General features: G+C 53.3%; 13 protein-coding genes. 2 read left to right on the top strand and 11 right to left on the bottom strand.

Going from position 1 to position 12109, the window contains the following annotated elements; all coding sequences use genetic code 11:
- Positions 1–19: 19 nt before the first annotated feature.
- Together Q0W94_RS05890 and egtC are read right to left on the bottom strand one after the other, a co-directional pair.
- Complete coding sequence (locus Q0W94_RS05890) at positions 20–1159, bottom strand: SUMF1/EgtB/PvdO family nonheme iron enzyme (RefSeq protein ID WP_297762245.1); 1140 nt, start codon at positions 1157–1159, stop codon at positions 20–22.
- Entirely contained in the window at positions 1134–1916 is a 783-nt protein-coding gene (gene egtC / locus Q0W94_RS05885; RefSeq protein WP_297762243.1) for an ergothioneine biosynthesis protein EgtC, read from the bottom strand. The genes Q0W94_RS05890 and egtC overlap by 26 nt, the downstream gene beginning before the upstream one ends.
- A gap of 135 nt (positions 1917–2051) precedes the next feature.
- On the opposite strand from egtC, the gene Q0W94_RS05880 reads away from it, so the two are divergent.
- Positions 2052–2762, top strand: a complete 711-nt coding sequence (locus Q0W94_RS05880) for a DUF2232 domain-containing protein (RefSeq protein WP_297762241.1) — start codon at positions 2052–2054, stop codon at positions 2760–2762.
- Here the strand turns inward: Q0W94_RS05880 and fni are convergent.
- The 9 genes from fni to Q0W94_RS05835 form a co-directional block, all read right to left on the bottom strand.
- On the bottom strand, positions 2759–3820 hold the full coding sequence (fni, locus tag Q0W94_RS05875) for a type 2 isopentenyl-diphosphate Delta-isomerase (RefSeq protein WP_315863087.1): 1062 nt from the start codon (positions 3818–3820) through the stop codon (positions 2759–2761). The two genes, Q0W94_RS05880 and fni, sit on opposite strands and share 4 nt — an antisense overlap.
- 70 nt (positions 3821–3890) lie before the next feature.
- Positions 3891–5027 (bottom strand): geranylgeranyl reductase family protein, encoded by a 1137-nt coding sequence (locus Q0W94_RS05870; RefSeq protein WP_297762239.1) that lies wholly within the window; start codon positions 5025–5027, stop codon positions 3891–3893.
- 81 nt (positions 5028–5108) lie between these two features.
- A complete protein-coding gene (locus Q0W94_RS05865; protein ID WP_297762237.1) occupies positions 5109–6005 on the bottom strand; it encodes a cation diffusion facilitator family transporter in 897 nt (298 codons plus the stop codon).
- Between the two features lie 9 nt (positions 6006–6014).
- Positions 6015–7316: a carboxyl-terminal processing protease CtpC gene (gene ctpC, locus Q0W94_RS05860; RefSeq protein WP_297762235.1), complete on the bottom strand. Its 1302-nt coding sequence runs from the start codon at positions 7314–7316 to the stop codon at positions 6015–6017.
- Positions 7317–7440: 124 nt separating this feature from the next.
- Positions 7441–7755 (bottom strand): hypothetical protein, encoded by a 315-nt coding sequence (locus tag Q0W94_RS05855; RefSeq protein ID WP_297762233.1) that lies wholly within the window; start codon positions 7753–7755, stop codon positions 7441–7443.
- 92 nt (positions 7756–7847) lie between these two features.
- Positions 7848–8735: an acetylglutamate kinase gene (gene argB / locus Q0W94_RS05850; RefSeq protein ID WP_297762231.1), complete on the bottom strand. Its 888-nt coding sequence runs from the start codon at positions 8733–8735 to the stop codon at positions 7848–7850.
- A 19-nt stretch (positions 8736–8754) separates the two neighbouring features.
- Complete coding sequence (locus Q0W94_RS05845) at positions 8755–9225, bottom strand: hypothetical protein (RefSeq protein WP_051372760.1); 471 nt, start codon at positions 9223–9225, stop codon at positions 8755–8757.
- A 179-nt stretch (positions 9226–9404) separates the two neighbouring features.
- Positions 9405–9650 carry a chlororespiratory reduction protein 7 gene (locus Q0W94_RS05840; protein ID WP_297762227.1) on the bottom strand — a complete coding sequence of 82 codons (246 nt, stop codon included), beginning with the start codon at positions 9648–9650 and terminating at the stop codon, positions 9405–9407.
- 114 nt (positions 9651–9764) lie between these two features.
- Positions 9765–10283, bottom strand: coding sequence for a CAP domain-containing protein (locus Q0W94_RS05835; protein WP_297762225.1), 519 nt, complete (start codon positions 10281–10283; stop codon positions 9765–9767).
- Between the two features lie 173 nt (positions 10284–10456).
- Between Q0W94_RS05835 and groL the strand changes: the two genes are divergently transcribed.
- Complete coding sequence (gene groL / locus Q0W94_RS05830) at positions 10457–12088, top strand: chaperonin GroEL (protein WP_297762223.1); 1632 nt, start codon at positions 10457–10459, stop codon at positions 12086–12088.
- The last annotated feature ends 21 nt before the right edge of the window (positions 12089–12109 follow it).

Below are 12109 nucleotides of genomic sequence, written 5' to 3'. Positions count from 1 at the left end.
CCCCCTTTTCAAACTTTCTTCACTGAAAAATCAAATTTTCTTGGTGAACGTAGCGTGCTCCGGCAAACACTTCACGGGTGGTGCGGCTATACCAATTGCGAAATGAGGGCCGCTTGAGAATGGGGCGCGTCCAGTGGCTGCCCCCCTTGAGGACAAAATGCTCGCCATCAAAGTAGGGGGCAGAATAACCACGGTAGGGATAGCTCTGGAAGCCGGGATAGGGGGCAAAGGGACTTTGGGTCCACTCCCACACGTAGCCGCGATTCAAGAGGCCCTGCTGGGCAGCAATTTCCCATTCCCGTTCACTGGGGAGGCGTTTGCCCTGGGAAGCGGCCGTAGGCTTCTGCTTCGTAGAAACTGAGTCCCCACATGGGGAGATCCAAGTTCTCGGGGATGGGGTAAAACGGTGCGAGGTAATTTCCTCTGCTGCGCGCCATTCCCAGCCGCTGCTGGACCACCATTCCCGCCGCTGATAACCCCCCGCTTCAACAAAGGCGAGAAATTCGCGCCACGTCACCGGTGCCGCATCAATCGTAAAGGGGAGCAGTTTCGCCACCCACTGGACTCGGCTGCTCGTTATCCAGGGCCAAGAGGTCGTTGCACTGCCAACGGCATAACTCGACCAGCGGGAATCCGCTGGCGATTCCGGTGGCAGCGATAGGCTAGGGGGTAACGTGGCAAAGATCCCCTGCATCGCCAGCACCATTTGCATTGTTTCACTGTGCTGGGCTTCATGCTGCAAAATCCACCACCAGAGACGGGCTTCCTGTTGCCATTGCGTGTCGCTCAGGCAGTGGAGGCGATCGCCCGTGCGGCGGCGAATCGCTGCGAGGTACGCCGAGTAATTCAGGCGTCGTGGTGGCAAGTGCTGCCGCTCCACCTTAGGTCGGCCATCGGCGGCATACCAATAGCGATCGCGATCCCTGAAACCGGAATCTTCAGGTAATAGCCAAAAGGCCTCCGTATAACCAATGTGTCCCAAATGCCAGCCCACGGGACTATAGAGGGGATGGGGCTGAGCACAAAGAATTACCTCGCTCAACTGGGCAACTAATTGGAGCGTAAATTGCCGCTGGTTTTGAAAGGCTTGCCAAAAAACTTCCCGATCAAAGGGATGCCAGTGGGTCGAAGTCTCAGAAGGCGTAAATTTCTGGTTCACTCTGCAAACTCAGCAACAGCAATTTATTTTCTGGTAAAGGATACCACTCCGTTTGAGGATCTACAGGTTCTGAGGTGAGTTGAATTTTCTCGGCATCCTGACTCCAGTACAGGGTGGGGGGTGGTGTGCCCTGGGAGCAGCGGCTGGCGAGAATATACAGACCATCGGTGAGAATTATGGCGGCACTGACACGGGTAGACGCTGCCTGCGCTAGGGAAAAAACGATTTGCAGTGTTTGCCGCAGAACCATCACCGGTGACAATTGCGGATTCAACAGCAATTCATTGCAAAAGAGGGCAAAGAGATGTTCAGAATCCGTCGAGCCTTCAACAATGTTGTAACAAATATCCGACAGGCGATCGCGCATTGGGCGGTAGAGGGTTTGGCGAAAGTTGTCGATAAAGCCATTGTGCATCCCCAGCCAGCGTCCCCAGCGAAAGGGTTGGGTATTCGTCATCTGCACCGCTTGCCCCGGTGTGGCACTGCGGACATTGGCCAAAAAACAGGCAGATTCAATGTAGCGGCTTAAATGCTCAGTAAAGTTGATGTCATGCCACATGGGTATTGTTTGCCGATACAGAAAGGGGAGCACATCTTGGCGGGCAGCATACCAGCCCACCCCAAAGCCATCTGCATTCAAGAGTCCGGCCGTCATTTCGCGGGGTTGATAACTTTGTACCAACAGGGAATGGGGAGCATCTACTAGGGCATGGGCAAGGGACGTTTTGCGCCCCATATAGGCATAAAGACGACACATAGGAACATACAAATTTGATAAAAACTCTACCCAGATTCTAACTTTCAGCAAAGGATTTTTCGGGGAGCGATACCCAGTTTGAGGGCCGGCAGTAAAGCTTGCTAAAGTGTAGAGAAAAAAGGCTATCTGCAATCAATGAACCCGACGGATTCCCTAGAGGATGATTTTCCCGACATCGAAGCCCTTGTGCCCCCTGAGAAGAGCCAAAGCGTGGGGCGATCGCAAATTCAGCGTACCCTCGTCATTACGGAAACGGCCTTCCTGGCCAGTACCGCTGCCCTGCTCTGGGTGGTTAACTTTTATTTACCGGTTGGCCCAGTCCTGCGCCTGTTTTTTCCGATTCCCATTGCGTTGGTTTACTTACGCTGGAATCGCCGCGCCGCGTGGATGGCGGCCATTGTGAGTGCGTTGCTCCTTTCCGTTTTGATGGGGCCACCCCGCAGTCTGCAATTTCTCTTGCCCCACGGCATTATGGGGGTCATTTTTGGCGGCTGCTGGGCAAAAAAAGCGGGCTGGGGACGCTCCATCCTCAGTGGGGCAGTGATTGGCACGGCAGGATTTTTCTTTCAGATTAGTCTTGTGTCCATTCTCCTGGGGGAAAACCTCTGGATTTACTTCAATCAGCAGGTCACGAATTTTATTGATTGGGTACTGGTCAATCTAAATTTGCTGCTGGAGCCAACGGTGACCTTGATCCAAGTCGTGGCACTACTGCTGGTCTTTTTCCAGTCCACGGTTTATGCCCTAGTCGTGCACATTTTGGCATGGACACTGTTGGAGCGATTGGGCAATCCCATTCCGGATCCACCGCCGTGGCTGCGCACGATCCTTGAAGAGCCTCGCTAGATCCTTTCGAGACAGCGGCGCTGATAGAGAGCTTGGGGGGTGGCACTGCCGGTGCAAAATAGCACGGTTTTCAATTCCTCAAGGATAAAGTCAATGCGTTGAGCCAGTGCTTCCTCTGATTCATGGGCTGCCTGCAAAAGGGGGCGAGCTAAACCGGCAAGACCTGCACCAAGGGCCAAGGCTTTGGCTACATCAATGCCATTTTTCAGTCCACCGGAGGCAATCAGGGGCGTATCTGGTAGGGCAGTGTGAATTTGCTCAAGGCAGCGAGCTGTAGGAATACCCCATTCAGCAAAGGTGTCTCCGAGGAACTGTTGACGGGCATCTTGGGCACGCGCTGCTTCCACTTTTGCCCAAGAGGTTCCCCCTGCCCCCGCCACATCAATGGCCGCTACACCCACATCCACCAATTGCTTGGCTACATCAGCACTGATACCATTGCCGACTTCCTTGACAATCACGGGCACAGGTAGGGAACGACAAAGGACGCCAATTTTCGTTAACAATCCCTTAAAGTTGCGATCGCCCCCGGTTTGCACGGCCTCTTGCAGCGGATTCAAGTGCAAAATCAGGGCATTCGCTTCTAAGAGGTCAATAATTTTTTGGCATTCACTAACGCCACAGCCATAGTTCAACTGCACTGCGCCAAGATTAGCCAACAGAGGAATGGTGGGTGCCTCCCTGCGAATCGCAAACGTGGTTGCCACCTCCGGATGCTCCAGCAGCACCCGTTGGGATCCTACACCCATGACAATTTCCTTTTGCTGCGCCACCCGTGCTAAACGGCGATTGATTTCTCCGGCTTGGGGTGTGCCACCGGTCATGGAGGAAATCAGCAGGGGTGCTGCCAGCCGCCAGCCAAGAAACTCAACCCTCAGATCAATCTCGGCAAAGTCCAGTTCGGGCAGGGCACAATGGCGAAAGCGATACTTCTCGAAACCGGTCGTGACTTCTTGATGATTGACATCACTTTGAATACAAAGCTTGAGGTGCTCGGCCTTGCGCTGCTCAATGGGACTGTTCACCAGTAATGTTCCTAAGTTGGGCTGCACCAACATTATAGGGGGCAACGTCTCCAAGGCTTTTTGAGCAGCTACTCACCTACATGACCAACATGCCTGACCAACATTAGCGTCGAACCCCAGGCAGCCTAAAGCTCGATGTCAACAATTTCAGGCCATTGGCTGCCACATCGCGGTAGCGTAATTGGCCACAGAAAATTTGCCCCATCCGCTGTCGAGCACTTAAACGCTTGACGGCGAGGTCATAGGCAGTGTGGGGCATCCGATAAAAAAGGGTGGAGAGCCGCTTTGCCCAGATCATATCGGCGCCCCATTCCTGCTGTACTTGCTGCGAGTAATTGGCAAGGGCTTCTGGATCGCCACTGAGGGCGCGATCGATGGCGTGGGCAGCCAACATCCCAGTCAACAGAGAGGGGCGAATGCCCTCGGCAGTAAATGGATCAACAACACAGGCAGCTTCGCCAGCCAGGAGAGCATTTTGGGTATGCAGGCGTTGGTGCTGCTGCCAACAGTAGAGAGGGTGGCCATAGACCTTGACTTGATTGAAATCAACTCCAAAGGTTTCAGCATACTCTGCCCCGATCGCCCGCAGGTTTTGCTTACGCCCCAAGGCCACTGTGCCTACCCCAATAGAGTAGCCATCGCGTTTGGGAAAGTTCCAAATATAGCCATTGTGGAGGCGACCAAAGTCAAAGTGGGCTGCCGTGAGGGAATGATCAGGCATCGCTGCTTCAATCTCAATCGCTGCTCCCACCCGCTGCTGACGATTCCTAAATCCGAGCCACTTGGCCATCGAGCCTTTGGCACCGTCACAGCCAATCAGGTACTGAGCTGTAAAATCCCCTGCGGGAGTGTGTACCCGCCAGCGATCGCCCCCCCATGTCAGACCCGTTACGGGGGTTTGAGGGCGCAACTCTGCTCCCTGTCGCTGGGCCTGTTGAATTAAGAAGTAGTCAAAAACATCCCGGCGCACCATCCACATTGGCTGCTCTGGTGAAAACTCCAGAAGTTGAGGCTCTTCCCCCTGCCATGTACAGACCATTTGCGTCACTTTCAAAGAGATGGCCGGACTAAAGTCAAAGTCAAACCAGGATTGCACTTGGGGTGACACACCACCCCCACAGGGCTTATAGCGCGGCAGCGCCTCCTTTTCCAGCACCAAAACCCGTCGCCCCCGCTTTGCCAAGTGATAGGCAGCCGCACCCCCTGCAGGCCCTGAACCAACAACAATGCAATCGTACATCTGCAATAGCCCTCCCTAGTGATCCTGGCTGCAAACAGATTCTAACTAATAAAATTCTACAGATTCTAACTAATAAAATTCTTAGGAAACGCTGATCTGACTCGATTGGTAGTCTGGGGGTTCAATGTGGATGACGATGCGAGCCGGTCCGTAGCGCTCCTGCAGTAGGGCTTCAATTTGCTCAGTAATGTCATGGGCCGTGGGAATATCTTCCGCCTCCACGATTAAGTGCATCTCAATAAATACTTGCCGCCCCACCATCCCCCGTGAGCTAATGTCGTGGCAATTAACTACACCGGGCACGGTCATCACTAGCTCATGGATGGCTTCGGGAGCGATCGCCACCGCATCCACCAGCCAAGGAATATTACCTTTGAGAACTTCCCACGCACTCCAAAACACAAGAGCGGCCACTGGAAATGCCAGCACCACATCCAACCAATCCCAGTTGAAGGTCCAGACGCCAATCAGCCCTAAAAGCACAATGACGGTTGTCCACACATCGCTCAGGGTATGCTTGGCGTCGGCAATTAAAACAGAATTTTTAAGCCGATGCCCCATATGGTGCTCATAGAGGGTGAGGCCAATATTGATGCCGAGAACCAAGATCACAATCCAGAGTTCTGCCCCTGTAATTGTTACAGTATGGGTTTGATGTAAAAGGCGTTCAACGGCACTTTGCAAAATCTCAAAGCAGACCATGCCCAAAAAGGCAGCAATCCCCACTGCACCGAGGGCTTCAAACTTTTGGTGACCGTAGGGATGATCGCGATCAGGGTGGGGATTCGCCCACTGCATAGCCACTAAGCCCAAGATACTGCTACCGGCATCGGTCAGACTGTGTAGAGCATCGGCTTGTAAACTCAAGGACTGACTGAGAACCCCAACAACAGCCTTGATGACGGTCAGGGCGACATTTACCCCTAGCGCCAAGAACAATACCTGCTGGGCTTGTCGGCGACGGTCGGCCACAGTCATCACCGCACTCTAAGGATTGGCGGGCTGAGCAGGGAGTGCCGATTGAGTATTGCGCCGCTCCGCTAGGATGCGTTCATTGAGAACCGCTAGCGCCCGCATAAATTGGGGATCGCGATCAGTGGCAATGTCATCGCGCGTGAGTTGCTCCCGCTGCTGCGCCGTGAGCGTAACTTCAACATCGGGTTCAATGCCCTTCTTGTTAATATCACGGCCACTGGGGGTAAAGTATTTAGCGATCGTCACCGCAATCCCTGCCCCTTCTCCCACCGGCTGGACCGACTGCACCAAGCCCTTACCAAAGGTGCGCGTTCCCACCAATACGGCACGGCCATTGTCCTGTAGGGCACCCGCGAGGATTTCACTGGCACTGGCAGACCCGCCATCAATGAGTACCACCAGGGGCTTATCGGTCAGGAAGCCGCGACCAGCGCGTAAGCGTTCTGCTTCCCCTTGGCGATTGACCGTAGAGACAATATCCCCCTGCTTGAGAAACATGCGGGCAATTTCAGCACTGGCAAAGAGGAGACCGCCCGGATTGGAGCGTAAATCTAGAACATAGCCTTCAATACCTTGCTTTTCTAACTCACGGATGGCTGTGCGCATTTCCGCTGCTGCATTGGAGCTAAAGGTGACAAGGCGAATATAGCCCACCCGTCCTTGGGGAGTTTGGCGCAGGCTGTAGCGCACAGGATGAATTTCAATACGGGCACGAGTAATCTCATAGTTCAGGATTTGATCGCCCCGCCGGATCGTCAGGCGCACTTTTGTATTCACAGGTCCACGGATCATGCCGACTGCTTGGTTGAGATCCATGCCCTTGGTAGATTTGCCGTCAATTTTTAGGATCACATCCTTAGCCATTAAGCCCATCTCAGCAGCTGGACTCCCTTCAATGGGAGAAACAACCGTGATCTCTTTTGTCTTTTCGTCCTGTGTAATTGTGATACCTACCCCCGTGAGTTCACCAGAGGTTTCAATTTGCATGGATCGAAATTGCTCGGGATCCATAAAGCGAGTATAGGGATCATTGAGCTTTTCTAGCATTTCCCGCGCCGCTTTGTAGGCCTCTTCGGGTTTGGTATAGTTGCGGGAGAGAAATTCCCGCCGCACCGCACGCCAATCATTGCCATTGAAGGTGGCATCAACGTATTCACGGTCAATGACTTGCCACACTTCATCCACCAGTTCCTTCGGACTTTGGCGAAAACCCGCTAGGCTACGGGACAAGTGAAGACCCGCACCCGTGACAGCAACCAATGCCGTCATGACCACTGTCGTACTGACAACGAGCGTGCGGTGTGTGATTCCCATATGATTCGTCCTAAATTTTCAACCCTTTAGCCTACGCCCAATCTAGCACAAAGGCTGGCCTTGGCTGTGGGCGATCGCAAGCTCAAGCTGAATTTCAAGGACGTTACTTCCTGTCAAAAAGTGCCTAGCCGCCAAATTGCCGCCGCACACAATAGTTGACACTCTCATCTAAAACACGCTGCGCCTGCTGCTGGCGACGGGATTGGGGTTGGCCACCATTGGGATCAAGGGCTTGAAAATCGGCGTAGCTGACCCGCTCCTGAATATAGCTGATGGAGCACTGACAAATGTTACTCATCACTGAACGGGGTACAAAGGGAACCGATCGCCGGCCACGCTCAATGCAGGTATCCATAAAACTATTCACAGCCACTTGGGGGTAGGGTTGGGGAATGGCGCGAGCCAGCAGTGTCAGGCTAGGGGCTAAGCCGCTACTCATTAAAATTAAAGAGAATACTTTCATGAGTAATAGGCGCTTACACTAAAACATCCTCGTTATACCTGAGGACGCCCTTTTTCATGCAAAAAGTTTCAACCACTGAAGGCGCTATCATAGGCTGCATGGGAACCCACTAGCATCGAGCCAATCCCCGAATCGGTAAAAATTTCCAGCAACAGGGCGTGGGGCACTCGGCCATCAATAATGTGTGCTGCTTTCACGCCTTGAGCGAGCGATCGCACACAGCAGGTGACTTTAGGAATCATGCCCCCCGAGACAACCCCCTCTTTAATCAGTTGCCGCGCTTCGGCAATATCCAGGCGATAAATAAGGGTACTGGGGTCGCGATAATCCCGTAAAATACCGGCGGTGTCCGTCAGTAAAATCAGCTTCTCGGCCCCCAAGGCCGCTGCAATCTCGCCAGCAACCGTATCGGCATTGATGTTGTAGGCTTGGCCAGTATCATCGGCAGCCACACTGGAGATGACAGGAATATATCCTTTCTCCACCAGCGCTGTAATCACACGGGTATCCACCCCCTGCACTTCCCCCACAAAGCCAATGCTCTCTTCCCCTTGGGCGCGGGCACGAATAAGATTGCCATCTTTGCCACACAGCCCCACCGCTTGCCCGCCCGCCTGATTGATCAGGGTGACAATTTCTTTGTTGACGCGGCCCACCAAGACCATCTCCACCACATCCATCGTCGCGGCATCGGTGACGCGCAGCCCATTTTTGAATTGCGGTTCAATGTTGAGCTTGGCCAGCCAAGTATTGATCTCTGGGCCACCCCCATGGACCACCACCGGGCGAATCCCCACATAGGAGAGAAAGACAATATCGCGAATCACGGAATCTTTGAGCTGCTCTTCCTTCATGGCGGCGCCGCCGTATTTGACGACAAAGGTGCGCCCAGCAAAGGCTTGGAGGTAGGGAAGGGCTTCACTGAGAACACGAACGCGATCGCTAGCGCTGAGCATAGAATTCTCTCTCGTCAGTCTAAAAATCTAAACAGGGATCAATGGGGGGCTTGGCAGAGGGGGGTTCCTTCTCAGCGGCGATCGCCAAACGGGCGGCCAACACTGCCGCATAGTCGCGAATCAGGGACCAAATCAGGGGAGCCAGCCAGCCCCGCAGCATCACTGAGCAGGAAATCTGACTGCCACAGACCGTCGATTCTAAACGATAGGTCACCCGTTCCTCTACTCCCGGCAAAACCAAAATGCGAATACTCAACAGTTTCCCTGGTGATACCCGTTCGACAAAAATCTGAATCGGCCAAGGAATCCAACGGGTCATTGCTTGGAAAATAAACCCCGGCTTCGGTACAAGTCCGTAGGGCACATTGGTGCGCAAAATCAAGGGATGCCACGACACATCAGCCAAATTCACCACTTTGCGCCAGATCAAATCCACCGATGCAGAGCTGAGGGCCTGATAGGTGCCTGCCAACGGCCAACTATAGGTCATTTGTTGCTTTTTCTTTTGTTGACGACGGCGATCGGCCACAGTCGTGTTACCCTGATATTCCTGAGGATTTGGACATCAAGAAAGAATAAATAATCGTCTGAACCCTTGATTGGGCTAAGAGCCTTATCTATATTAGAACGGAATTTTCCGAGCAGGAGTTTCGTAACCCTGTGTAACAATTATTTTTCTAAACGCACGGCGTACCACTGGAGGTAGCCACCATTGGCCAATTGCAGTTCGCAACCCGTCGTCATAAGGTACTGGGCACGACTTTCCACATCAGGCAAGGCCAAAAGATCTGGTGAGAGGGAAACCTCTGTTCCTGTCAAGTACTCAATCAGCTTGGCCTGTAGTTCCATGGGCGTGAGAAAGGTCTCATCGCTGGTAGTGGATTCAAGGACAACGTACATTTCTTCAGTGACCATGGCTCATGTGACTAGCTTTAATTACATTGACAGTCTTCGATCTCTTTACCAAGTTTTGCTCCTCTTACTGGGGTGGCAGTGCAAACATTGGTACAGCATGGACCTTGTCCCCTACTAAATTTCCCTTACTAAATTTAAAGCAATGCCAAAACCAAAACGGGTAAATTCAGGCCGAAGGATATTTGGGCGGTGCCCTTCACTATCCCTCCAACCGTTTTGACAGCGCTCAATGAGCGGATCGTTGAGCACCAATCCGGGGGTACCCTGCTGCTGCCTGATATTTTCACCGACGCCACCGCGACCCCCTAGGGCGATAAAGCGATCCATTGGCGATTGTCCCTTGAGATTGGTATGGCTAAAGTATTGGCGGTTGAGCATCCCCTGATTGGCGCCAAGGGGCGGCAGTCCATTGAGCTGGCGATCGCGATTCAGCAATTGCAGGGTAAAGGCTCGTATTTCCCCAGGGGAACGCTGCGGCTGAGCAGCAATCACATCTACCTGGGGCTCACCAATTTGCCAGTCTTGTCCCCCTTGCCGCGGAGAAAATACTCCTTGGCCGCTGCAATGGCAATGCCACGCGTTAAGGTGACGTACAAGAAGACCTGGTTCTTGATTGAGCCGACGGTTAGTCATGGCTAAGAAGCTTGTTTATGTGTTGCCAGTACATGCCAGCAAGTGCGGAATCCCCCACATCTTCTCGTATTGCCCTGAGACACTGCTCCAGAGTATCGTGAACATTGGCTTGCAGTCTGCGAAGTTTGCAGTTCCTCAATTCTAATCTCCAAGTTATTAAAGGATAGCCACCGATGGCAAAGTTAGTTGCATTTCATGAAGAGTCCCGGCGATCGCTCGAACGCGGAATTAATGCCCTTGCCGATGCTGTGAAAATTACCCTTGGCCCCAAAGGGCGCAATGTGGTGCTCGAGAAAAAGTATGGTGCACCGCAAATTGTCAACGATGGCGTGACGATCGCCAAGGAAATCGAACTGGAAGATGCCTACGAAAATACTGGTGCTCAACTCATGCGGGAAGTGGCCGCCAAAACCAATGATGTGGTTGGGGATGGCACAACCACCGCAACCGTCCTTGCCCAAGCCCTGATCCGCGAAGGTCTCAAAAACGTGGCTGCCGGCGCCAACCCCATTGCCCTCAAGCGGGGCATGGAAAAAGCCATCAAAACAATTGTGGATGGCATTGCCGAAGTCGCCAAACCCGTTGAGGGGGACATGATTGCCCAAGTGGCAACCGTTTCTGCCGGCAACGACCCCGAAGTGGGGGCCATGATTAGTGAAGCCATGGCCAAGGTGGGCAAAGATGGCGTGATCACTATTGAAGAATCGAAATCCCTGAATACAGAAATGGACATTGTGGAGGGGATGCAGTTTGATCGCGGTTACATCTCCCCCTACTTTGTCACCGATCCAGAGCGGATGATTGTCCAGCTCAACAACGCCTATCTGCTCCTAACGGACAAAAAAATTACCAGCATCCAAGACCTGATTCCCACCCTAGAAAGAGTGGCCCGCAGTGGTCGCCCCCTTGTGATCATTGCTGAAGACGTGGAAGGAGAAGCCCTGGCCACACTGGTGGTGAATAAACTGCGGGGCGTCTTGAATGTTGTTGCCGTGAAGGCCCCAGCCTTTGGCGAACGCCGTAAAGCCATGCTCGAAGACATTGCCATTCTCACCGGTGGTCAACTCATTTCTGAAGAAGTCGGTCTGACCCTAGAGGATGTGGAACTCACCATGCTGGGGGAAGCCTCCTCTGTCACCGTCACCAAAGACACGACAACCCTGGTGTCGGAGAAGGGCAATAAAGCCGATATTCAAAAGCGGGTCGAACAGCTCAAGAAGCAGTTAGCTGAGACCGACTCCGAATACGACAAAGAAAAGCTACAAGAGCGGATTGCCAAACTCGTGGGCGGTGTGGCTGTGATCAAAGTGGGTGCCGCCACCGAAACGGAATTGAAGGATCGCAAACTCCGGCTGGAAGATGCCCTCAATGCCACAAAAGCAGCAGTGGCTGAAGGGATTGTCCCGGGCGGTGGCGTGACGTTGCTCCACTTGGCCAATCGCATTGACGCACTGCTGCCTAGCCTTAGTCCTGAGGAACAAACGGGTGCGCGCATCGTCGCCAGTGCCTTGGCAGCGCCGGTGGCTCAAATTGCTGACAATGCTGGTGCCGAGGGAGCGGTTGTCGTCGAAAATGTCCGTGCTGGTGACTTTAACTATGGCTTTAATGCCGCAACCGGCACCTATGAGGATCTGGTCAGTGCCGGTATTATTGACCCTGCCAAGGTAGTACGCTCTGCCCTGCAAAATGCAGGTTCGATCGCCGGCATGGTACTAACCACAGAAGCCCTTGTGGTCGAAAAACCAGAACCTAAACCCGCAGCCCCCGCTAATGGCGGTATGGGGGGCATGGGCGGCATGATGTAGGCTGACTGCCCTAGTACTTTG

Origin of the sequence: Thermosynechococcus sp. (assembly GCF_025999095.1) — a bacterium.
Classification (GTDB): Bacteria; Cyanobacteriota; Cyanobacteriia; order Thermosynechococcales; family Thermosynechococcaceae; genus Thermosynechococcus.
The sequence above is the reverse complement of the archived record's forward strand: the minus strand, read 5'-3'. Positions and strand labels throughout refer to the sequence as shown.

Bases quoted from the DNA above. Each gene is read 5' to 3' on its own strand.
- ctpC (WP_297762235.1), bottom strand. From the start codon at position 7,316: ATGGGAATCACACACCGCACGCTCGTTGTCAGTACGACAGTGGTCATG.
- argB (WP_297762231.1), bottom strand. From the start codon at position 8,735: ATGCTCAGCGCTAGCGATCGCGTTCGTGTTCTCAGTGAAGCCCTTCCC.
- egtC (WP_297762243.1), bottom strand. From the start codon at position 1,916: ATGTGTCGTCTTTATGCCTATATGGGGCGCAAAACGTCCCTTGCCCAT.
- Q0W94_RS05865 (WP_297762237.1), bottom strand. From the start codon at position 6,005: ATGACTGTGGCCGACCGTCGCCGACAAGCCCAGCAGGTATTGTTCTTG.
- fni (WP_315863087.1), bottom strand. From the start codon at position 3,820: ATGTTGGTGCAGCCCAACTTAGGAACATTACTGGTGAACAGTCCCATT.
- Q0W94_RS05855 (WP_297762233.1), bottom strand. From the start codon at position 7,755: ATGAGTAGCGGCTTAGCCCCTAGCCTGACACTGCTGGCTCGCGCCATT.
- Q0W94_RS05845 (WP_051372760.1), bottom strand. From the start codon at position 9,225: ATGACCTATAGTTGGCCGTTGGCAGGCACCTATCAGGCCCTCAGCTCT.
- Q0W94_RS05840 (WP_297762227.1), bottom strand. From the start codon at position 9,650: ATGGTCACTGAAGAAATGTACGTTGTCCTTGAATCCACTACCAGCGAT.
- Q0W94_RS05835 (WP_297762225.1), bottom strand. From the start codon at position 10,283: ATGACTAACCGTCGGCTCAATCAAGAACCAGGTCTTCTTGTACGTCAC.
- groL (WP_297762223.1), top strand. From the start codon at position 10,457: ATGGCAAAGTTAGTTGCATTTCATGAAGAGTCCCGGCGATCGCTCGAA.
- Q0W94_RS05870 (WP_297762239.1), bottom strand. From the start codon at position 5,027: ATGTACGATTGCATTGTTGTTGGTTCAGGGCCTGCAGGGGGTGCGGCT.
- Q0W94_RS05880 (WP_297762241.1), top strand. From the start codon at position 2,052: ATGAACCCGACGGATTCCCTAGAGGATGATTTTCCCGACATCGAAGCC.